The 21768-nt window shown below is 62.1% G+C and carries 22 protein-coding genes; 9 read left to right on the forward strand and 13 right to left on the reverse strand.

Going from position 1 to position 21768, the window contains the following annotated elements; all coding sequences use genetic code 11:
* The first annotated feature begins 109 nt into the window (after nt 1–109).
* On the forward strand, nt 110–1072 hold the full coding sequence (locus tag G7Z99_RS08910; RefSeq protein WP_181093310.1) for a LysR family transcriptional regulator: 963 nt from the start codon (nt 110–112) through the stop codon (nt 1070–1072).
* Here the strand turns inward: G7Z99_RS08910 and G7Z99_RS08915 are convergent.
* Together G7Z99_RS08915 and hexR are read right to left on the reverse strand one after the other, a co-directional pair.
* A complete protein-coding gene (locus G7Z99_RS08915; protein ID WP_181093312.1) occupies nt 1014–1232 on the reverse strand; it encodes a PA3496 family putative envelope integrity protein in 219 nt (72 codons plus the stop codon). The genes G7Z99_RS08910 and G7Z99_RS08915 overlap by 59 nt on opposite strands.
* A 105-nt stretch (nt 1233–1337) precedes the next feature.
* Nucleotides 1338–2204 (reverse strand): transcriptional regulator HexR, encoded by an 867-nt coding sequence (gene hexR / locus G7Z99_RS08920; RefSeq protein WP_181093313.1) that lies wholly within the window; start codon nt 2202–2204, stop codon nt 1338–1340.
* A 290-nt stretch (nt 2205–2494) separates the two neighbouring features.
* On the opposite strand from hexR, the gene G7Z99_RS08925 reads away from it, so the two are divergent.
* The 4 genes from G7Z99_RS08925 (at nt 2495) to G7Z99_RS08940 (ending at nt 6634) form a co-directional block, all read left to right on the forward strand.
* Nucleotides 2495–2806, forward strand: a complete 312-nt coding sequence (locus G7Z99_RS08925) for a hypothetical protein (RefSeq protein ID WP_181093315.1) — start codon at nt 2495–2497, stop codon at nt 2804–2806.
* A 93-nt stretch (nt 2807–2899) separates the two neighbouring features.
* Nucleotides 2900–5083, forward strand: coding sequence for a DNA helicase II (gene uvrD, locus G7Z99_RS08930; RefSeq protein WP_181093317.1), 2184 nt, complete (start codon nt 2900–2902; stop codon nt 5081–5083).
* Between the two features lie 174 nt (nt 5084–5257).
* A complete protein-coding gene (locus tag G7Z99_RS08935; RefSeq protein WP_181093323.1) occupies nt 5258–6112 on the forward strand; it encodes a Tim44 domain-containing protein in 855 nt (284 codons plus the stop codon).
* Between the two features lie 114 nt (nt 6113–6226).
* The gene (locus tag G7Z99_RS08940; protein WP_181093325.1) at nt 6227–6634 is read left to right on the forward strand and encodes an SMI1/KNR4 family protein; all 408 of its coding nucleotides are present in this window, start codon (nt 6227–6229) and stop codon (nt 6632–6634) included.
* An 85-nt stretch (nt 6635–6719) separates the two neighbouring features.
* Here G7Z99_RS08940 and G7Z99_RS08945 read toward each other — a convergent pair whose 3' ends face one another.
* Nucleotides 6720–8474 carry a cation:proton antiporter gene (locus G7Z99_RS08945; protein ID WP_181093327.1) on the reverse strand — a complete coding sequence of 585 codons (1755 nt, stop codon included), beginning with the start codon at nt 8472–8474 and terminating at the stop codon, nt 6720–6722.
* Between the two features lie 300 nt (nt 8475–8774).
* On the opposite strand from G7Z99_RS08945, the gene G7Z99_RS08950 reads away from it, so the two are divergent.
* A complete protein-coding gene (locus G7Z99_RS08950) occupies nt 8775–9266 on the forward strand; it encodes an acyl-CoA thioesterase (protein WP_181093328.1) in 492 nt (163 codons plus the stop codon).
* A 122-nt stretch (nt 9267–9388) separates the two neighbouring features.
* Nucleotides 9389–9781 carry a DUF3301 domain-containing protein gene (locus G7Z99_RS08955; RefSeq protein ID WP_181093330.1) on the forward strand — a complete coding sequence of 131 codons (393 nt, stop codon included), beginning with the start codon at nt 9389–9391 and terminating at the stop codon, nt 9779–9781.
* Here G7Z99_RS08955 and G7Z99_RS08960 read toward each other — a convergent pair whose 3' ends face one another.
* Nucleotides 9782–10756: a CobW family GTP-binding protein gene (locus tag G7Z99_RS08960; protein WP_181093331.1), complete on the reverse strand. Its 975-nt coding sequence runs from the start codon at nt 10754–10756 to the stop codon at nt 9782–9784.
* 46 nt (nt 10757–10802) lie between these two features.
* Entirely contained in the window at nt 10803–11372 is a 570-nt protein-coding gene (locus G7Z99_RS08965) for a DUF1826 domain-containing protein (protein ID WP_181093393.1), read from the reverse strand.
* Nucleotides 11373–11565: 193 nt separating this feature from the next.
* On the opposite strand from G7Z99_RS08965, the gene folE2 reads away from it, so the two are divergent.
* The gene (folE2, locus tag G7Z99_RS08970; RefSeq protein WP_181093333.1) at nt 11566–12450 is read left to right on the forward strand and encodes a GTP cyclohydrolase FolE2; all 885 of its coding nucleotides are present in this window, start codon (nt 11566–11568) and stop codon (nt 12448–12450) included.
* A 3-nt stretch (nt 12451–12453) separates the two neighbouring features.
* Here folE2 and G7Z99_RS08975 read toward each other — a convergent pair whose 3' ends face one another.
* Nucleotides 12454–12978, reverse strand: coding sequence for a DUF3617 domain-containing protein (locus G7Z99_RS08975; RefSeq protein WP_181093335.1), 525 nt, complete (start codon nt 12976–12978; stop codon nt 12454–12456).
* A 126-nt stretch (nt 12979–13104) separates the two neighbouring features.
* On the opposite strand from G7Z99_RS08975, the gene cls reads away from it, so the two are divergent.
* Nucleotides 13105–14544 (forward strand): cardiolipin synthase, encoded by a 1440-nt coding sequence (cls, locus tag G7Z99_RS08980; protein WP_181093337.1) that lies wholly within the window; start codon nt 13105–13107, stop codon nt 14542–14544.
* Here the strand turns inward: cls and cfaB are convergent.
* The 7 genes from cfaB to G7Z99_RS09015 all read right to left on the reverse strand — a co-directional run bounded on the left by cfaB (nt 14530) and on the right by G7Z99_RS09015 (nt 21734).
* Entirely contained in the window at nt 14530–15729 is a 1200-nt protein-coding gene (gene cfaB, locus G7Z99_RS08985; RefSeq protein ID WP_181093338.1) for a C17 cyclopropane fatty acid synthase CfaB, read from the reverse strand. The genes cls and cfaB overlap by 15 nt on opposite strands.
* Before the next feature lie 91 nt (nt 15730–15820).
* A complete protein-coding gene (locus G7Z99_RS08990; protein WP_181093340.1) occupies nt 15821–15961 on the reverse strand; it encodes a DUF2256 domain-containing protein in 141 nt (46 codons plus the stop codon).
* Nucleotides 15962–16270: 309 nt separating this feature from the next.
* Entirely contained in the window at nt 16271–16738 is a 468-nt protein-coding gene (locus G7Z99_RS08995) for a PBECR2 nuclease fold domain-containing protein (protein ID WP_258196984.1), read from the reverse strand.
* 256 nt (nt 16739–16994) lie between these two features.
* Nucleotides 16995–18830, reverse strand: a complete 1836-nt coding sequence (glmS, locus tag G7Z99_RS09000) for a glutamine--fructose-6-phosphate transaminase (isomerizing) (protein ID WP_181093344.1) — start codon at nt 18828–18830, stop codon at nt 16995–16997.
* Between the two features lie 12 nt (nt 18831–18842).
* Complete coding sequence (locus tag G7Z99_RS09005) at nt 18843–19613, reverse strand: DeoR/GlpR family DNA-binding transcription regulator (RefSeq protein ID WP_181093394.1); 771 nt, start codon at nt 19611–19613, stop codon at nt 18843–18845.
* A gap of 216 nt (nt 19614–19829) precedes the next feature.
* Nucleotides 19830–21197, reverse strand: coding sequence for a bifunctional UDP-N-acetylglucosamine diphosphorylase/glucosamine-1-phosphate N-acetyltransferase GlmU (gene glmU / locus G7Z99_RS09010; RefSeq protein WP_181093345.1), 1368 nt, complete (start codon nt 21195–21197; stop codon nt 19830–19832).
* 111 nt (nt 21198–21308) lie between these two features.
* Nucleotides 21309–21734: a F0F1 ATP synthase subunit epsilon gene (locus G7Z99_RS09015; protein ID WP_060395536.1), complete on the reverse strand. Its 426-nt coding sequence runs from the start codon at nt 21732–21734 to the stop codon at nt 21309–21311.
* Between the last annotated feature and the right edge of the window lie 34 nt (nt 21735–21768).

The raw sequence follows: 21768 nt of genomic DNA on the forward strand, positions 1-21768 counted from the left end.
TGGCTCACCCTAGCGCTGCTGATGAATAAACAAAAATCAATATTTGTTAGGTGCAGCATAAGCAGAAACTTATACTGAAAGCCCCTGACCTGGCCGGAGCGAATGAACGGTGCGTAAGTCATTGATGCGCATGACATTGCGGCAGCTGCAAATTTTCAATGAGGTATGCGACCTGCGTTCCTACAGCCGGGCGGCCGTGGAAATGTCGTTGACGCAACCGGCAGTCAGCCTGCAGATCCGTCAGCTGGAAGAGCTGGTCGGGCAGCCCTTGTTCGAATACGTCGGCAAGAAGCTCTACCTGACCGACGCGGCCGAAGCCTTGCAACGGGCCAGCCGGGATATCTTCGGCCGCCTGGAGAACCTGGACATGCAACTGTCCGACATGCAAGGTTCACTGCAGGGCCAACTGAAACTGGCGGTCGAATCGAGTGCCAAGTATTTCGTGCCGCACTTGTTCGCGGCCTTCCGCCAGCGTCATCCGGAAGTGAACCTGACGCTGACTGTGGTCAACCGCGCCCAGGTGATTCGTCGCCTGTCGGACAACCGTGACGACCTGGTGATCATGTCCATGGTGCCGCAAGACCTGGAACTCGACTTCCTGCCCTTCCTGAACAACCCGCTGGTGGCCGTGGCCCCGCCGGCGCATCCGTTGAGCCGGCAAGGCTGCCTGCGCTTGCAGGACCTGGAAGCGCACACCCTGCTGCTGCGCGAGCAAGGCTCGGGAACGCGCCTGGCCTTCGAGGAATACTTCAAGGAAAAGCGCGTGCATTTCGGGCAGACCCTGGAGGTCGCCTCCGCCGATGCTCAACGCGAATGCGCCATCGCTGGCCTGGGCGTGGCATTGCTCACCCGCCATGCCGTCCACCTGGAATTGGCCACTGGCCTGCTCTGCGAACTGCCGGTCGAAGAGCTGCCGCTGTACCGCAGCTGGTGCCTGGTGCATTCCAAGGCCAAACGGCAGTCACCGGTGGCCCTGGCGTTCCAGACGTTCGTGCGCGGTGAACGCACGCGGGTCAACGAGATTGCGCAGCGCTTTTCGGGGGCGTCACGGCCGCCACCTGCCATAGGGTGATCTCGCACAGGTCCGGGTAATCGGTGATCGTCTGCAGCAGCTGGCGCTGCTCGCAGTAGCTCTCGATCGCCCGGCGGTACGCCATCTGGCGCTGGTCCTTTTCCTGCTGCTTTCGCGCCCTTGCGTTGGGCTTGAACGAGCCATCGACGTCACGGTTCATGTGCCTGTCTCCCTGATCGAGTGCGGGAGCCTCAGGGTGGGGGAGCCGTTTGACCGTTGCGTGCACGAACGATGACGGCGCCATGACAGGCGATCGACGGTCGTGTCAGTCTTCCGAAGCCTTCACCGACTTGGGCGACAGACGCAGGCTGCGCAGGCTGCGCTTGACGCTCTTGAGGTGGTTGACCAGGCTCGGCCCTCGCGCCATGGCCACGCCCATGGCCAGCACGTCGATCACCACCAGGTGGGCAATTCTCGAGGTCAGCGGGGTGTAGATCTCGGTGTCTTCGTGCACGTCGATAGCCAGGTTGACCGTCGACAGCTCGGCCAGAGGCGTCTGGCTCGGACACAGCGTGATCAGGCTGGCGCCCGTTTCACGCACCAGGTTGGCGGTGATCAGCAGATCCTTGGAGCGGCCTGACTGGGAGATGCACACGGCGACGTCGCCTGGCTTGAGCGTGACGGCCGACATCGCCTGCATGTGCGGATCGGAATAGGCCGCGGCGCTGAGCAGCAAGCGGAAGAACTTGTGCTGTGCATCGGCAGCCACCGCACCGGACGCCCCGAAACCATAGAATTCCACCCGCTGCGCCTGGGCCATGGCCTGCACGGCCTGCTCGAGCGCCTGAGCGTCCAGGTGTTCGCGCACCTCCATGAGCGTGTGCAGGGTGGTGTCGAAGATCTTCAGGCTGTAGTCGGCGACCGAGTCGTCCTCGTGGATGGCGAACTGGCCGAAGCTGGCACCTGCCGCCAGGCTCTGGGCCAGCTTGAGCTTGAGGTCCTGAAAACCCGAGCAACCGATCGCACGGCAGAATCGGACGATGGTCGGTTCGCTGATGCCCACATTGTGCGCCAGGTCGGCCATCGAGCTGTGCATGACCGCCGCTGGGTCCAGCAGAACGTGATCGGCGACCTTGAGCTCCGACTTGCGGAGCAGATGGCGGGATTGGGCGATGTGTTGCAACAAATTCACAGGAAAGGACTCGGTGATGATCGGCAGGCCGGGCTGTAGCTTTCTTGTAGTTATACTACATACACACGGAACCGCCCAGTCCGAGCCTTGGGCCGTGAAGGGCCGAGACCGCTTTCCTGGCAATGCGCCCCACCGATGGGGATGGGCCTGACAGGCCTTCGACCTGCTGGATCTGTTCGCACAAGGCAGTCACTGGCGCAGCTGAACGCCTTCCTGCTGCCTGGCGCCGAGCGTTTTCACGAGGATGCACACGCAGCCGATTCGCTGCTCACCCTCGCAGGAGACATCTCATGAATATCGAAACGCCTACCTTCGTCGCGTTCAACGATACCCGTCCAGGCCACGAAAGCTTCAGCGTGTTCGGCCGGGTTACCGTGCCTCACGCAGGCATCGTGCCCGTACTGTCGAGGCCTGCCGTCCGTCATCGTGGCGGCTGGGAGGTCCTGCATCTGACGTTCGAACGGCTGGAAGGCATTCATCCACAGGTGGTCACCGAGCAACTCGTGCAGTTCGCAGAACCTGGCCTCAACAGCTGGTCGAGGCTGGAAATCAGCTCGGAAAAGGGAACGCAGTGGATGCCGATCCTCAGCCGAGACATCTGAGTGCCTGCCTGAGCCGACCGACGGGTCTCGGGGCCTGCGATTATTTGCCTGCGGCGTTTGCTCTGGCCTGAGCTGCCCACCTAGAATGGCCGGATGCATACCGATGACCTCTCTCTTCTGCTCAATTCCCTCAACGATGCCCAGCGCCAGGCTGTCGCCGCGCCGGTCGGACGTCAGCTGGTGCTGGCCGGCGCCGGCTCCGGCAAGACCCGGGTGCTGGTGCATCGCATCGCCTGGCTGATCCAGGTCGAGCGTGCTTCGCCGCACTCGATCCTGTCGGTGACCTTCACCAACAAGGCGGCGGCCGAAATGCGCCACCGGATCGAGCAATTGCTGGGCATCAACCCGGCCGGCATGTGGGTCGGCACCTTCCATGGCCTGGCACACCGCCTGCTGCGCGCGCATTGGCAGGAAGCCGGGCTGGTCCAGAACTTCCAGATCCTCGATGGGGACGACCAGCAGCGTCTGGTCAAGCGGGTCATTCGCGAACTGGGGCTGGACGAGCAACGCTGGCCTGCCCGTCAGGCGCAGTGGTTCATCAATGGCCAGAAGGACGAGGGCCTGCGCCCCCAGCACATCCAGCCCGGGGGCGACCTGTTCCTGGGTACCATGCGCGGCATCTACGAAGCTTACGAGGCGGCCTGCGCACGGGCCGGGGTCATCGATTTTTCCGAGCTGCTGCTGCGCGCGCTGGACCTGTGGCGCGACAAGCCCAGCCTGCTGGAGCACTACCAGCGGCGCTTCCGCCACGTGCTGGTGGACGAGTTCCAGGATACCAACGCCGTTCAGTACGCCTGGCTCCGCCTGCTGGCAGCCGGGGGCGAGAGCCTGATGGCGGTCGGCGACGACGACCAGTCGATCTACGGCTGGCGTGGCGCGAAGATCGAGAACATCCACCAGTACACCGCCGACTTCCCGGACGCCGAGCTGATCCGCCTGGAGCAGAACTACCGTTCCACGGCGGGTATCCTCAAGGCCGCCAACGCCTTGATCGCCAACAACAGCGGGCGGCTGGGCAAGGAGCTGTGGACCGATGTCGGCGACGGCGAGCCGCTGAGCCTGTACGCCGCCTACAACGAGCACGACGAAGCGCGTTACGTGGTCGAGACCATCGAAGGCATCCTCAAGCAGGGCACACCGCGGCATCAGGTGGCCATCCTCTACCGCTCCAATGCCCAGTCACGGGTGCTCGAGGAAGCGCTGCTGCGCGAGCGCATTCCCTACCGCATCTACGGTGGCCAGCGCTTCTTCGAGCGGGCGGAAATCAAGAATGCCATGGCCTACCTGCGCCTGATCGAAAGCCGTGGCAACGACGCCGCCCTGGAGCGGGTGATCAACGTGCCGCCACGCGGTATCGGTGAAAAGACCGTCGAGGCCATTCGCGAGCATGCCCGTCATGCCCAGGTGTCCATGTGGCAGGCCATGTGCCAACTGCTCGAGCACAAGGCGCTCAAAGGGCGAGCGGCCAGTGCCCTGGGCGCGTTCATCGAGCTGATGGACCAGCTGACGATCAAGGTCAACGACATGCCGTTGCACACCATGACCCAGACCGTCATCGAGCAGTCCGGGCTGATTCCCTATCACCAGGAAGAAAAGGGCGAGAAGGGCCAGGCTCGGGTGGAGAACCTCGAGGAACTGGTCAGCGCGGCGCGCAACTTCGAGTCCAGCGAAGACGACGGCGAGCTGTCCATCCTGTCGGCGTTCCTGGGCCATGCATCGCTGGAAGCCGGCGATACGCAGGCCGACGAGCACGAGGACAGCATCCAGCTGATGACCCTGCACAGCGCCAAGGGTCTGGAATTCCCTCATGTGTTCCTGGTCGGTCTGGAAGAGGGCCTGTTCCCGCACAAGATGAGCCTGGAAGAGCCTGGCCGTCTCGAGGAAGAGCGGCGGTTGGCCTATGTGGGCATCACCCGTGCGATGCGCCAGCTGGTCATGACCTACGCCGAGACGCGTCGCCTGTATGGCAGCGAGACCTACAACAAGGTCTCGCGCTTCGTACGGGAGATCCCGGCAGGGCTGGTCCAGGAAGTGCGGCTGTCGAATTCCGTCAGTCGACCGTTCGGTGGCACCCAGACCCAGTCGGGCAGCCTGTTCGCCAATGCCAACATCCCGCAGACCGCGTTCAACCTGGGTCAACGTGTCCAGCATGCAGTGTTCGGCGAAGGCACGATCCTCAACTTCGAGGGCTCCGGGCCGCAGGCACGGGTACAGGTCAATTTTGCCGAAGGCAGCAAGTGGCTCATGCTGGGCTACGCCAAGCTCGAAGCCATCTGAATTTTCCTACCGCCTTTACGATCTTTTCATGGTCGTACTTCGGAAGAGGCCGCTAGCGCAGCGGCTTCTTCCGTTCAATCAAGCAAAAGCTCGAAACATTATGGGGCTGGTCAGGCGCGCGCCAACCTGTGCACCATGACGCGCGTGCAATCCATCAAACGGGAAATCCCACTTATGCAACGTTTTCTTAGCATCTTCCTGGCGTTGTGCGTCGGTTTGACGCTGAGCCTGGATGCCAACGCCAAGCGATTCGGCGGCGGCAAGAGCTCTGGCGCCGCGCCCATCCACCAGACACGCCAAGCCACACCCACCACGCCGGCCGCAGCACCGACCGCACCAGGCCGTGCGCCTGCTGCGGCCAGCGGCGCCTCGCGTTGGCTGGGCCCTCTCGCGGGCCTTGCTGCTGGCGGCCTGCTGGCCTCGATGTTCATGGGCGACGGTTTCCAGGGCATGCAGATCCTGGACTTCCTGATCATCGCGCTGGTGGCCTTCCTGATCTTCCGCTTCATCGCCGCCCGTCGTCGTCAGCAGCAGCCCCATGTGGCCGGTGCTGCCGGCCAGGCGCCATTCCAGCGTGAAGCTCACGGTCAACAGGCCCCGCAAGCCTCGGTCTTCGGCGGTTCGGCGGCCTCGGCTGCAGCACCGGTCATCAAGGCGCCGGCCTGGTTCAACGAGCAGAACTTCCTGTCCGCCGCCCGTACGCACTTCCAGTCGCTGCAACAGCACTGGGACGCCAACGAGATGGACAAGATCTCCGAGTTCGTCACGCCACAGATGCTGACCTTCCTCAAGCGTGAGCGCGCTGACCTGGGTGACGGCTTCCAGTCCACCTACATCGACAACCTCGAGGTACAACTCGACGGTATCGACGAGCGGGCCGACAAGACCGATGCCACTCTGACCTTCCGTGGCGTGTCCAAGACGTCGCGCTTCGACCAGGGTGAAGCCTTCAGCGAAAGCTGGCACATGGAACGCGCCCACGGCGACAACCAGCCTTGGCTGCTGGCGGGTATCCGTCAGAACGCCTGATCGCGATCGGGTCGTCGAAAACCCCGGGGCCTTCCCCGGGGTTTTTGTTTTTGGCACAGTGGCCGACTAGGGTATAACGCGCAGCGTTGTCATCAAGTTCAGAGGATATGAACCGTGGAAGAAGTGATCGAGCAACTCCGTGAAGCCAACGAGCCGGTACCGGTGCCGCTGGAGCTTCCGGACGAGGACCTGCTGGTTGAGATCGAAGAGCAGCTGTTCATCAACATTCCGTTTGTGTTCAAGGAATTCTTGCTGAACGTCAGCGACGTCGTCTATGGCAGCCTGGAGCCGGTCACCGTGACCGATCCGCAGTCCCACACCTACCTGCCAGACGTGGCGTCCACTGCCTGGGATGCCGGTGTACCGCGCGACCTGATCCCGCTGTGCGAGGATGGGGGCGATTACTACTGCGTCGAAGAAGACGGCACCGTGGTGCTGTGGTCGGGCGAAGAAGAGATCGTCACCGAGGAGAGCTGGGAATCGGTCTGGCACTGGGCCCGGGATGTCTGGCTGGAAAGCTGAGCACGTCTCACTGTCTTCTGACTGGTGTGATCGGTCAGCGCCTGGGGTCGCTCGTCATGGACGGGCGACCCCTTTTTCTTCAGGGTCAATGGTCGCGGTTGTTCTCGAGCGTTTCCAGCAGGGCCACCTGCATCCGCGTGTGCACACGGATGAACCAGCGCCACAGCAATGCCACCACGCCTGCCGCCACTACGGCGATGATCAACAGCAATTCGCTGGTGGGCAGAATGCTGGCCGACAGGGCTGACAGCAGCACGAAGATCACCAGCAACGACAGCAACGGGATGACTTCGGCGATCACGCGGCGCATCCGGTGCGTGTGACGCCCGGCCATCTCGGGCTTCACGCTCATCTCCGCCAGCAGCATCGACAGGGCCTTGAGCTTGCGGTAGGCCGCGATCAGGAACGGCAGGGACACCAGCAACGCTGCCCCCCAGATCAAGGCTTTCTGCTGAGCGACATCGCTGATCCACTGACTCAGGTAGACGCCCAGCCGCTCGGCGAAATAGGCGCTGCTGAAGAAGATGGCGATGACCAGCGCCAGGTTGACGCCGACCTGCAACAGGATGCGCCGGATCATGGCCGCCAGCATGGCGCTTTCGCCCTGGGGCTGGATGCTGCGCAACCATTCGCCGTACAGGGAGAGCACGCGGGACAGGCGGCCAGGCATGACTCGCCCGAGTTTGATCGACAAAGGGTCCGCCGCGCGAATCAGGTACGGCGTCAGCAAGGTGGTGATCGCCGAGACGGCAACGGCCACCGGGTAGAGGAAATCGCTGGTGACCTGCAGGGTCATCCCCAGGGCGGCGATGATGAACGAGAATTCCCCGATCTGCGACAGCCCCATGCCCACACGCAGGGAAGTCCGGCCATCGTTGCCGGCGATGAACGCACCCAGGCCACAGGACAGCATCTTGCCCAGCACCACGGCCAGTGTGATCACCACGATCGGCCAAGCGTACTCGACCAGCACCTGGGGATCGATCATCAGGCCGATCGCCACGAAGAAGATCGCGCTGAACAGGTCACGTACCGGTTCGATCAAGGTCTCGATCTTCAGCAACTGGCGTGACTCGGCCATGATCGCGCCGATCAGGAAGGCGCCCAGCACCATGCTGTATTCGAGCTTGACCACCAGCAGGCAGAACCCGAAACACAGCCCCAGCACCGTGATCAGCAGCATTTCGTTGCTTTCGAACTTGGCCACGTAGGCCAGCAGCCTGGGCACGACCAGGATCCCGACCACCAGCGCCACGATCATGAACAGCGACAGCTTGCCCACCGTGGAGAAGACCTCGCCGGAGCTGACGCTGCCACTGACGGCAATACCGGACAACAAGGCGATGATGCCGATGCCGAGAATGTCTTCGACGATCAGCACGCCGAAGATCAGCTGGGCGAAACGCTCGTTCTTCATCTTCAGGTCGTTCAGGGCCTTGACGATGATGGTGGTCGAGGAGATCGCCAGGATCGCACCGAGGAACAGCGAATCCATGGTGCTCCAGCCGAACCAGCGGCCGATCTCGAACCCGATCCAGATCATCAGGACGATCTCGAGAAACGCCGCGATGAAGGCCGTGGCGCCGACCTTGAACAGCTTCCTGAGGCTGAATTCCAGGCCCAGGCAGAACATCAGGAAGATCACCCCCAGTTCAGCGAGGATCTTGATGGTGTCTTCATCGTGGATGAGCCCGAAGGGCGGGGTGTGCGGCCCGATGATGAAGCCTGCGACGATGTAGCCGAGCACCACCGGTTGCTTGAGGCGGTGGAAGATGATGGTGACCATGCCTGCCACCAGCATGATCACGGCCAGGTCCTGGATGAAGCCGACGGCGTGCATGGCGGTTGCTACTCCTTGTCATCGTTGCACGGGCCCGGCCGCCCACTCCCGAACGGGGTGCGACGAGCCGCAAGTACAGACTGTTCTAGGTGAAAGAATGCTCACCTTGCATGAGCACGCTCAGGGTAACATCGCCACTTGCCGCACGCGGCGGGTGCAATATGCAGAAACAGATGGACACATTCATTTGGCATCCTGGGGGCCAGCGTGTTTGCCCCGGCCCCTGCCCTCGCGTATGCACCCTGGCTTCAGGGGCGCTCCGTCGCCCCGCTTTATCGCAACCGAACCGTGAGCCTGATTATGGAACCTGGAAACGCCCAACTCTCGATGACCGTGCTCATGACGCCGGACATGGCCAACTTCTCCGGCAATGTCCATGGCGGCACGCTGCTCAAGTACCTGGACGAAGTGGCCTATGCGTGTGCCAGCCGCTATGCCGGTACCTATGTGGTGACCTTGTCGGTCGACCAGGTGATCTTCCGCGAGCCTGTGCACGTCGGTGAACTGGTGACCTTCCTGGCGTCGGTGAACTACACCGGCACTACGTCGATGGAAGTGGGCATCAAGGTTGTGACCGAGAACATTCGGCAACGCTCCGTACGGCACTCCAACAGTTGCTTCTTCACCATGGTCGCGGTGGACGACAATCGACGCCCTGTCGCTGTGCCGCCCCGCCAGCCCCAGAGCAGCGAAGAAAAACGCCGTTTCGTGCAAGGCCAGCAGCGTCGGCAAATTCGCCAGGAGCTGCAGGAGCGTTATCAGAACCTGCGAACCGACGACGCCGACGCATGAGATCGACGCCTCATCGAACTTGGGGATAAGTCCGTGCCGCCCGTGGCGACGCTCCGCCCAGCGCCTGTACGACAAGCTCCCGGTCCGGTTAAGCTGATCACACTTTCTTGGAGCCTGTGCAGATGTTGACCCTGGAGAACCTCTTCGGCCTGATGGTGCTGCTGACCCTGGGGTCCTGGCTGTGGCACAACCACGGCCTGCGTGAACGCGCCCTGGAGCGGGTCAAGCAGCACTGCGCCAAGCTCGACCTGGAGTTGCTGGACGACACCGTGGCACTGCGGCGGATCGGGTTCATCCCAGATGCGCGCGGCAAGCGGCGCCTGGGACGGGTCTACGACTTCGAGTTCACCGTCACGGGCGAACACCGTCACCCAGGCACCGCCACGCAGTTCGGTGCCCATGCCATCCACATCGAACTGGCTCCCTACCCCTTCAAGGCCGAGCCTTCAGCCCCTGTGGATAACGTCATCGAGATGCAACAGTGGCGGCGTACCCACGATCGCTGGAACCCCTGATCAGTTATCCACAAGGCAACGTGAAAAGGCTTTTCCCAGCTGTTCGGCTTCCTGAACCTGTGGAAAAATCAGCTCGATCCGTGAGTCCCGTCTCCATTCGCTCGCCTGCCATGGGGCACGCTCGTTTCCGACACCATTGAAGGATACCCATCCTTCCTGGCTGTGGATAACTGCCTTGACGCGCAGCGTATCCAGTGACGTCAGCACCTCGGTTATCCCTGTCAGGGAAAACCGCTGGTTTGGATGCCACCGCCCTCCCCAACTCCACTCCGATCCGCCCTCGTGCACTGCAACCAGCGGCCGCGTCTTGTCGGTCCATACCGACTGCAATGGGGCTTCGTCCAGGCGGGCCGGGGGCAAATCCACATATAATGAATTACTTATAGCTGAATCACGGGCAGGCATATCCGTGAGTTTCACACGCCCGTGATCCGTCCAGATCATCGGCTTTTCAGGCCATGCCTGACTTATCAACAAGCGCGCAGTGTTGTCCACATGCTCGGATTTGTTGATGATGAGCTTCGCCGACTGTGCGATTGCTTCCTGCTGTGGCTGCGAAAGCTGTGCACCCATGGCCAAGGCACTGCCATTCAGAACAGTCACCAGTGGTTGTACCGACAGTACCCCTGCCCAAGGCTGCCTTCCCAATTGCGAGACCAGTTCGAGAGGATGCCCAAGCCCTGAAGGCTCGATGAACAGCCGGTGGGGCCGGTGTGCGCGCAGCAGTCGACCCAGCGCCACCTGGAAGGGCACACCGTTGACGCAGCACAGGCACCCCCCCGCCACTTCGCTGATTGCAATATCAGGATCGCGGGCATCCAGCAGCGCCGCATCCAGGCCGATCTGCCCGAACTCGTTGACCAGTACGGCCCAGCGCTCGGCGTTCGGTCGTTGCGACAGCAAGTGCCTGATCAGGCTGGTCTTGCCGGCACCCAGGGGCCCGGCAATGATGTGGGTCGGTATGTCACGCAGCATGGGAGACGTCTGGGTCTGGCCGAAGGAAGACCATTACTAATCAACCTCACTGTAACCAGTCAATGCTCAGCAACAGACGGCCAGCATCCGGGGCAGCGCTGGGCGAGCGGTGCACCAGGCCGCGCCCCTCGTTGCCCGACCAGTTTTCCCCTTTGAGCAAGGCCACGTCCCCTTCGCTCAGCCGGTGAAGGCACTCGGGACGCTCTGCATCGGCAGCGTCGCGCAGCCATTCACTGCCAGCACCTGCATAAGTGGTCAACAAGCGCAGCGCCACCTGGTCGACATGAAAACGTGGGCACATGGCACCGCGCAGCGCCCGCACCCGCAATCCCAGCCGACGCGCACCGACCAGACAGGCGAACGCTTCCATCAACCAGGTCACGTCGGCCACGAAGGCCTCGTAGCCCAACAGGTCCTGCGTGCCGACCAGCAGATCGGTCAGGGTCACAGGTACGTCTTCCTGTACCTCCACGACACGTTCATCGGTCAGGCGCTGATCGAGGCTCAGCACGAGCGTGGAAAAGTCCGCGAGGTGGGAAGGCAGGCTGCGCTGCCAGACGGCCAGGTTGACGTCGTCCTCGAAGATGGCTGACAGGACGCTGGGCGTGGTGTCCATGACGTGGCGAGACGGCGGAAGCGACGAGGCTGATGCGAGCGTGACCGGACGGTGCAGCGGGAAAAGGTGAGTAGTCATGCAGACGCCTTCACAAGGGACGAGATCAATACGTTATAGTATAACTAAATAAGCGTCATCGCTTTATTTCAGCTCTTTGCTGAGATACCGATGACATGTCCGTACGGGGATCTTCATGACTGATCTATACCTGCCCGATGTTGCCCATCACACCAGTTCACATGCGATCGCACTGGCCTGGGTCGGCATGCAAGGGATCGCCCTGCCTATTCAGGTCATGGGCCAGCGAGTCGCCGCTCGCGTCGACGCCGGCGTCAGCCTGGATGCCCTCGATGCCAAAGGCATCCATATGTCGCGGCTTTATCTGGTGCTGGGCACGCTGGAGGACAACGAACTCGATCAAGCAGCCCTCGAGCAGCTGCTACGCAGGTTTCTCGCCACGCATCACGACCTGTCTACGGTGGCCAGCGTCCGGCTGCGGTTCGACTGTTTGTTGAAAAGGGCCGCGCTGGTCAGTGAAACGTCCGGCTGGAAGGCTTATTCGATCACGGTGGAGGCCCGTCTGGAAGACGATATGTTCCACGTGGAACTCTTCATCGATGTACCTTATTCGTCCACCTGCCCCTGCTCGGCGGCCCTGGCAAGGCAGCTGATCCAGCAAAAATTTGCGGAGGATTTCCCCAGCGAGCAGATCGATCGACTGCAGATCATCGATTGGCTGGGCAGCAGCACAGGTATCGTGGCGACGCCACACAGCCAGCGCAGCCTGGCGCGCATTGGCGTGCGCCTCGAGGGGCTCGATCACTTGCCCATCGTGGATCTGATCGATTCGGTGGAGCACGCACTGGGCACCGCCGTACAGACGGCGGTCAAACGTGTGGATGAGCAGGCCTTCGCCCTGGCCAATGGGCAGAACCTGATGTTCTGCGAGGATGCAGCCAGACGGCTGCACGAGGTTTTGATCGCCGCCGTGGGCGTGGCCGGATTCGAAGTTCGGGTCGAGCATGCAGAGAGCCTGCATGCCCATGATGCAGTGGCCGTCAGCCGTTGGCGATGGTAGCGATCACTGGCGCGGCCGCACTGTGCCGCAGTCGCTGCCGAGCCAGACGGCGCGGGTGTCCATGCTGCCACGCTGCTGCACACCCGACGCATTGAACGTACCGTTGACCTTGGTCACGAATTCACGATCGCTCAGGAAGGTGGCCTGGCCAGCGCCTTGAGCCTTCGGGCAGCTGAACTCGAACTTCCAGACATTGCCGGTACGGTCGGTGATGCGCTGCGTGCAACCCGACTTGGGGTCCTGCAGAGGGATGTCATTGGTATTGACTTGTTCGGCCGTCAGGCAGGACCGTACGCCCTTGCCTGCCAGCGTCACGCCCTGCTTGGTCAACACCCCTTCCATCATGGCACGCTGTTCGGGCGGCAGGTTCTTCAACTGACCCAACATGAAGTCCATGTCAGGCAACTGTTTGCCGTCGACCTGCATGTTGCTGGTGGTCAACTCCCACAGCCCAGGCTGAAGCATCTGGGCATTGGCCAGGGAACCGACCAACGCCAACGACAGTGCACACCACACACGCTTTTTCATCTTGGAACTCCGCCTGGGCCGGGTATCGGCCGAATCGAGGATTGGACGTCGTTTGATGCATCAGGTTGCACCAAGCGACCGCCGCAAGGTCTGTTAGCCGACGAACACGCACAGCGCAGGATAGGTATGGATTATCAGAACCCGCACTTTTTTGGATACGTGATCGGTTTGGTTCACCTGATGGGCATCGTGGCAGCGGTGCATGCCATGTTCACCGTCCGCACGGCACAAGGCGCGATCGCCTGGGCCATGTCACTGTTCTTCATCCCCTACCTGACGCTGATTCCCTATCTGGTCTTCGGCTCACGCTCCTTCTACGCCTATATTCTGGCCAGGCGCAAGGCCAACCAGGAAATGCATGTGGCGATGGCCGGGTTGAATTGGCGAGCCTGGGTCGAACAGGCCCTGAAGGCCAGGCAGTCGGCACCGACCCTGGCCTTGCGGGCGATGTCAGCTCTGGGGCGCATGCCATGGTTGCCCCACAACGACGTGAAACTGCTGGTCAATGGGCGCGCCACCTTCGATGCGATCTTCGACGCGATCGAGCGTGCCCAGGAGGTGGTGCTGGTCCAGTTCTTCATCATTCACGACGACGAATTGGGCCAGGCCCTGCAGCAATTGCTGGTACGCAAAGCCCAGGCGGGCGTCCAGGTGTTCGTGCTGTACGACGGTGTCGGAAGCCACGCGTTACCCAGGCGCTACGTCCAGGTCCTGCGTGAGGCAGGCGTACAGGTTCAAGCCTTCACGACACGACGCGGCTGGTTCAACCGGTTCCAGGTCAACTTCCGCAACCACCGCAAGATCGTGGTCGTCGACGGATTGACGGGTTTCGTCGGCGGCCACAACGTCGGCGACGAGTACCTCGGCCATCATCGCCCGCTCTCGCCATGGCGAGACACGCACATCCAGATCAGCGGGCCGGTGCTGGCGTGCCTGCAGGAATCGTTCGCCGAAGACTGGTACTGGGCCACGCGTGCCTTGCCACCTCTGCTCCTGCCAGACACCTACCCAGAGGATGGCATGCTGTGCCAGGTGCTGGTCACGGGCCCGGCCGACCCGCAGGAGACCTGTTCGCTGTTCTTCCTCGAGGCCATCCATTCGGCCCGTGAGCGCGTGTGGATCACCAGCCCTTACTTCATCCCCGACGAGGCCGTCTCGGCAGCCCTGCGCCTGGCCGTGTTGCGCGGCGTCGATGTGCGGCTGCTGATCCCGTCGCGTCCCGATCACCGTGTGGTCTATGCCGCCTCGAGCCTGTTCGCCTTCGAAGCTGTGCGTGCCGGCGTCAAGGTCTACCGCTACCAGCCAGGGTTCCTGCACCAGAAAGTCGTGCTGGTGGACGATGAGTTCAGCGCCATCGGCAGCGCCAACCTGGACAATCGCTCGTTCCGCCTCAACTTCGAAATCATGCTGCTGACCGTGGACACAGCCTTTGCCGAACAGGTCGAAGGCATGCTCACGGCAGATTTCGCGCAGGCCAGGCAGATCACCATCAACGACAGCCGCAACACGCACCGCCTCCAGCGCCTGGGGATGCGCATCGCCCGGCTGATTTCACCGATCCTGTGACGCCTGGCGGTACAGGTCCTCGCGCGTCCAGGGCAGGTCGTGGTGCCCGTCGGTGTAAGGCTTAACCGCGAGGATCTGGTGCAGGTCGATCCAGCCTCTGGCGAACGCGTAGGCGCAGCCGGCCAGGTACAGGCGCCAGATACGCAAGGTCTTCTCCGACACCTCGGCCGCTGCCCGGTGCAGCTGACGCTCCAGGCGCTCGCTCCAGTGCCCCAGGGTCTTGGCATAGTGCAGGCGCAGGCTCTCGACGTCCGCCACCTCCAGGCCCGCCTGGCAGACGCTCGCGCACATCATCGACAGGTGAGGCAGCTCGCCATGGGGGAACACGTACTGATCGATGAACGCCCCTGCCCCGCGCCCGACAGGACGGCCATCGACGTGCTTGGCGGTGATGCCATGGTTCATCACCAGGCCCCCTTCCCGCACGGCGCCGAAGAGAATCCGACAATACAGCGGCAGGTTGGCATGCCCGACGTGCTCGAACATGCCGACACTCACGACCTTGTCGAAACGGCCATCCTGCGGCAGGTCACGGTAATCCATCTTCTTCAGCTCGACCCGGTCGTCGAGCCCTTCATCGCTGACACGCTGCCGGGCAAGCCTGAGCTGCTGCTCGCTCAGGGTGATGCCCATCACCCGGGCGCCATACTCACGTGCCGCAAAACGCGCCAACCCACCCCAGCCGCAGCCGACGTCCAGCAGGTAGTCGCCGGCGTGCAGCCGCAGCTTGCGGCAGAGGTGGTCGAACTTGTCCTGTTGCGCCGTTTCCAGCGTGGTTTCCGGTGTCTTGAAGTAGGCGCAGGAGTACACCATGTCCGGGTCTAGCCACAGTTGGTAGAAGGCATTCGACACGTCGTAGTGGTAGGCGATGGCCTGGGCGTCGGTGTCCTTGTCGTGGGCCGTGCGGGTCGGCCGTGCGTCCTCGTCGTGCAGCAGCGCGGAGCCCAGCTCATCGCAGATACGGATGGCCTGCGTGATGTCCCCTTGAAGGTCGAACTCGCCTTCGACGAAGGCCGCGCCCAGTTCGTCCATGCTGGGGTGGTCGAGGTGAGCGATCGAGGCAGGATGCTTGACCAGCAACGTCACCTGGGGATCGGGGCCCAGGTCGAACTGATTGCCGTCCCACAGTTTCAAACGCAACGGCACCTGCAGGCGTTGCAGTGCCGATGGGAGTTGCGCACGCATGGATGACCCCTCCTGACTGGACAGTGGATGCCCATCAAGCGTAGTTCATCTTCGGTTGGTCCTTGCACGTGCGCCATTGGCCGAATGCTCGTCAGCGCTGACTCTTCGCCGTCCGCCGGCACCGTTCCGAACAGTAGCGCACCTCTTCCCAGCAGCGGGCCCATTTCTTTCGCCAGGTGAAGGGCAGCTGGCAGTGGGCGCAGGTCTTGACCGGTAGCTCGCTCTTTTTCATGCGTTCCCTCTGAACTGGGGTTTCAGCCTTTGAAGCGGCTTGATCATCGTGTCACTCATGGCTCGGCCACTCTCTCCATGACAAGAGAAAGACCGTTCCAGAGAGACCCTTGATGTAGGGCATCACAGCTGTCGAAACGTCTGCAAAAGGGGTGTGTTGACACGCGTGTCACCTTGCATGACATTGATCATGAGCGCGAAATCAGCTGCCTCCCAACGGCTATAGCTGATGCAGGAACCCCGTCGATGGTTGGGACATCAGCGTAGGGTGAGACCTCCACACCCCGGCTTGAGGGTGTGTATATGAATATCAAGCACCTATTTCCAAAGGGCAGCTCTCTTGAGACGCCCTTTTTTCTTGCTCAGATAAAAATGAGTAGCGCTTGTAAAGCATCCTGCCGTGACGATGCTTATTCAGTGATTTGGCGTCAGTGTGCATGAAGTTCCAAAGCATTTTCCCATCGATGGTCACTACACTCACCAGCATTTGGCGTTTTGACTCGTAGGCACCGATGAACGCCAGGCGGTCTGTGCCATCGGTGAACGCCACTTCCCAGACCTCAAATGGACCTGTCAACGTATCCAGAGCCAAGCGCACATAACGCTCTCGGGCGTCCATCCGCTTCTCTACGATGTGGTAGATGCTATGCCGCTCCAGACGCACCTCTCCCATAGGCGTGGCTACGGCCAAGGCTGTGATGGCTGGATCGATGAAGCCAAGGTGGTGAGCTGTAACGTCAATGGCCTCTTCATGCGAGGAAGCTGCTACAACCTCCATTAGAGAAGCACTGCGTAGCTCTCGATCCAAAGAGCGCAGGTGTCCACTGAGGTGCATGTCATGCGTGATGCGCTAAGCAAGCGATTCATTGGTTGAACCTGAGAAGACAAGAACAGACGTTGAAGCAGGGTTGCGGTGGGTACGACAACTGAGCGAGAGCACGTGACGAAGAAAGGAGCCGGTTACGGCTCTTTTCTTCACCGACGGCTTTGCTACAGCGCGGCCGCTTTGATTTCCAGGTGTCGTTGCCTACCTGTTATTCCACCGTTACCGACTTCGCCAGATTCCGTGGCTGGTCTACGTCCGTCCCTTTCAACACCGCCACGTAGTACGACAGCAACTGCAGCGGGATCGTGTACAGGATCGGTGCCAGCGCATCGACGATGTGCGGCAGTTCGATCACATGGGTGCCCTCCCCGTTGCTCAGGCCGGCCTGCTTGTCGGCGAACACCACCAGCTCACCGCCACGTGCACGCACTTCCTGCAGGTTCGACTTGAGCTTCTCGAGCAGCTCGTTGTTCGGCGCCACGGTGACCACCGGCATGTCGGCGTCGACCAGCGCCAGCGGGCCATGCTTGAGCTCGCCGGCCGGGTAGGCTTCGGCGTGGATGTAGGAGATCTCCTTGAGCTTGAGCGCACCTTCCATGGCCACCGGGAACTGGGCGCCACGGCCCAGGAACAGGGTGTGGTGCTTGTCGGCGAACAGCTCGGCGGTCTTTTCCACCACGCTGTCCATGGCCAGCGCTTCGCCCAGGCGGGCCGGCAGGCGACGCAGTTCGTCGACCAGCTCGGCTTCGACGCCTGGGGCGAGGGTATCGCGCACCTGACCCAGGGCCAGGGTCAGCAGCATCAGCGACACCAGCTGGGTGGTGAAGGCCTTGGTCGAGGCCACGCCGATCTCCGGACCGGCCAGGGTCAGCAGGGTCAGGTCGGATTCACGCACCAGCGAGCTGATGCCGACGTTGCAGATCGCCAGGCTGCCGAGAAAGCCCAGCGCCTTGGCGTTACGCAGTGCCGCCAAGGTGTCGGCGGTCTCGCCGGACTGGGAGATCGACACGAACAGGGTGTCAGGCTGGACCACGACCTTGCGGTAGCGGAATTCGCTGGCCACTTCCACCTGGCAGGGAATGCCGGCCAGGCTCTCGAGCCAGTAACGAGCGACCATGCCGGCGTGGTAGCTGGTACCGCAGGCGACGATCTGCACGTTGCGCACCTGGGCGAACAGATCGGCCGCCTGTGGGCCGAAGGCTTGAACCAGCACATGGTCCTTGCCCAGGCGCCCTTCGAGCGTGCGCTGCACCACGGTTGGCTGCTCGTGGATCTCCTTGAGCATGAAGTGGCGGAAGCTGCCCTTGTCGGCGGCTTCGGCGCCTTCGTGGTACTGCACGGTTTCACGCTGCACCGGCACGCCTGCCTGATCCCAGACCGTGACGCGGTCGCGGCGGATCTCGGCGATATCGCCCTCCTCCAAGTACATGAAACGGTCGGTGACCTGGCGCAGGGCCAGCTGGTCGGAGGCCAGGAAGTTCTCACCATGGCCCAGGCCGATCACCAGCGGGCTGCCGCTGCGGGCTGCCACCAGTCGGTCCGGCTGGCTGACGCTGATCACGGCCAGGCCGTAGGCGCCGTGCAGGCGCTGCACGGCGGCTTTCAGCGCATCACCCAGGTCCGGCAGGCGCTTGAGCAGGTGATGGATGAGGTGGACGATCACTTCGGTGTCGGTCTGCGAGCTGAAGAAATAGCCCAGCCCCTTGAGCTCCTCGCGCAGCGCTTCGTGGTTCTCGATGATGCCGTTGTGCACCACCGCCAGTTCCTGGCCGGAGAAGTGCGGGTGAGCATTGTCTTCACTCGGCGCACCGTGAGTCGCCCAGCGCGTGTGGGCGATGCCCAGCTGGCCTGCCAGTGGGTCGACCGCGAGGGCCGACTCCAGCTCACTGACCTTGCCGATCCGACGACGACGCTCCAGTTGTTCCTGCCGGGTCAGGATCGCCAGACCCGCGCTGTCATAGCCGCGGTATTCCAGGCGCTTGAGGCCTTCGATCAGGATGGAGGTGACGTTACGTTCGGCAATGGCTCCGACGATTCCACACATGGCAGGGGGCTCCTAGCTGAGAGCGGCGCAGATCAGGTTTACGCCGTGGGCTTGAATTTGCTCGCGTGCCTCGAGGGGCAGGCGGTCATCGGTAATCAGGGTAGTGACGTGGTTCCAGGGCAGCTCGAGGTTGGGGATCTTGCGCCCGACCTTGTCGGACTCGACCATCACGATCACCTCACGGGCCACCTCGGCCATGACTCGGCTCAGGCCGAGCAGCTCGTTGAAGGTGGTGGTGCCACGGGTCAGGTCGATTCCGTCGGCGCCGATGAACAGCTGGTCGAAGTCATAGGAACGCAGCACCTGTTCAGCCACCTGGCCCTGGAAGGACTCGGAGTGCGGGTCCCAGGTGCCACCGGTCATCAACAGCACGGGTTCATGCTCGAGGTCACTGATGGCCTGGGCGACGGTCAGGGAATTGGTCATGACCACCAGGCCAGGCTGACGGCCCAGCTCAGGGATCATCGAGGCCGTGGTGCTGCCGCTGTCGATGATGATCCGCGCGTGTTCGCGGATGCGTTTGACCGCAGCGCGGGCGATGGCCTGCTTGTAGAGCGAGACCGGCTGCACGACGTCGGCCAGCAATTCCTGAGGCATGGTGATCGCACCCCCGTAACGGCGCAGCAGCAGACCATTGGCTTCGAGCGCAGCCAGATCCTTGCGGATGGTGACTTCCGAGGTTTCGAAGCGTTTGGCCAGGGTGTCCACGCTCACTTCACCCAGCTCGTTGAGCATGGCAAGGATATTATGACGACGCTGGGGGGTATTACGTTTCGACATGATGCTTTAAGTTTCGATTCGAAAGATAAGTGGTGCAATCAAAGCTTAAATTGGCGAGAACGTCAAGGGAGGTCGAGAAATGAAGGGTTGTAAAAGACACCTTGGCGCGTTTTACGGACACGACGAGGAACAAGACCTGGCGGGCTGGGGATAAATAGAGCAGAAAGGTCAGCCAGAATGCGGTGCCGGACATCCCGGCACCTGCACGCTGTGGATAAGTCAGCCCTTGGGCTGCTTCGTGGGACGCGTCCAGCCGTCGATGTTGCGCTGGCGTGCACGTGCCACGGCCAGTTCACCTGCCGCGACATCGTTCGTGATGGTGGAACCTGCCGCCGTGGTTGCGCCCGATTGGATATCCACAGGCGCCACCAAGGCATTGTTCGAGCCGATGAACACGTCCTCACCCAAGACCGTCTGGTGCTTGTTGGCACCATCGTAGTTACAGGTGATAGTGCCTGCGCCGATATTGCTGCGTGCACCAATCTGGGCGTCGCCCAGGTAGGTCAGGTGACCGGCCTTGGCCCCCTCGCCCAGGTGTGCGTTCTTCAGTTCGACGAAGTTACCCACATGCGCTCGGGCACTCAGGACGCTGCCTGGACGCAACCGTGCGAAAGGTCCGACATCGCTGGCTTCGCCCAATATGGCGCCGTCAAGATGGCTATTGGCCTTGACCACGGCATTCCTGCCCACGGTGCTGTCCTTGATGACGCAGTTGGGACCGATCTGCGCGCCCTCCTCCAGCACCACCTTGCCTTCGAGAATCACGTTGACGTCGATCAGGACATCACGACCGACGGTGACCTCGCCGCGTACATCCAGACGCGACGGATCGCGCAAGGTCACGCCTTCGGCCATCAGGCGACGCGCCTCACGCAGTTGGTAGTGACGCTCGAGCTCGGCCAACTGTCGGCGGTCGTTGGCGCCCTGCACTTCCATGGCGTCCAAGGGTTGCTCGGTGGCGACCACCAGGCCATCGGCGACGGCCATGGCGATCACGTCGGTCAGGTAGTACTCACCTTGCGCATTGTCGTTGGACAGACGTCCCAGCCATTCGGCCAGGCGATTGGCCGGTACGGCGAGAATACCGGTGTTGCCTTCCTTGATCGCCCGCTGCGCTTCGCTGGCGTCTTTCTGTTCGACGATCGCGGTCACCTGGCCAGCGTCGTCCCGCACGATGCGGCCGTAACCGGTCGGGTCTTGCAGGGTGACCGTCAACAGGCCCAGTTGCCGCTCGCTGACGAGGGCGAGCAGTCGCTCGATGGTCTTCACGTCGATGAGCGGGACATCGCCATAGAGGATCAGGACGGTATCGGCGGTCACGGCAGGCACGGCCTGAGCGACGGCATGTCCGGTGCCCAACTGCTTGTCCTGCAGCACGAAGTTCAGGTCATCGGCGGCCAGCCGTTCGCGTACCTGCTCGGCACCGTGGCCGATCACCACGTGGATACCGTGCGGTTTGAGCTGACGCGCGCTGTGGATAACATGCCCGAGCATGGAGTTGCCGGCCACTGGGTGAAGCACCTTCGGCAGGGCCGAGCGCATGCGAGTGCCCTGGCCTGCGGCGAGAATTACGATATCGAGTGACATTGACTGGCTACCAATCCTGGGCGGTCAGCAGTGACCGGGTATGAATGACGGGAAAAGAAAAAGGGTAGCCGATGGCTACCCTTGTTCTCAATCCTCAGAAAGCAGGTGGTCTCAACCACCGAACTTCTTGCGGATCTGCTGGACGGTGCGCAGCTGGGCTGCAGCCTCGGCCAGACGTGCGGCGGCGGCGCCGTAATCGAAGTCCGCGCCTTTTTCGTTCAAAGCCTGCTCGGCAGCTTTGACCGCTTCCTGAGCCGATGCCTCGTCCAGGTCTGCAGCACGTTGCACGGTATCGGCAAGCACCTTGACCATGTTCGGCTGCACTTCGAGGAAGCCACCGGAGATGTAGAACACCTCGCGCTCGCCACCCTGCTTGGTCAACGTGATCGGACCCGGCTTCAGATTGGTGATGAGCGGGGCGTGGCCTGGAGCGATACCAAGATCACCCAGGTTGCCGTGCGCAATCACCATCTCGACCAGACCGGAGAAAATTTCCCCTTCCGCGCTGACGATATCGCAATGGACTGTCATAGCCATCTGCTTGCCTCAACCTGATTAGCGCCCCTTTCGG

This window comes from Pseudomonas entomophila (genome assembly GCF_013523165.1).
GTDB lineage: Bacteria > Pseudomonadota > Gammaproteobacteria > Pseudomonadales > Pseudomonadaceae > Aquipseudomonas > Aquipseudomonas entomophila_A.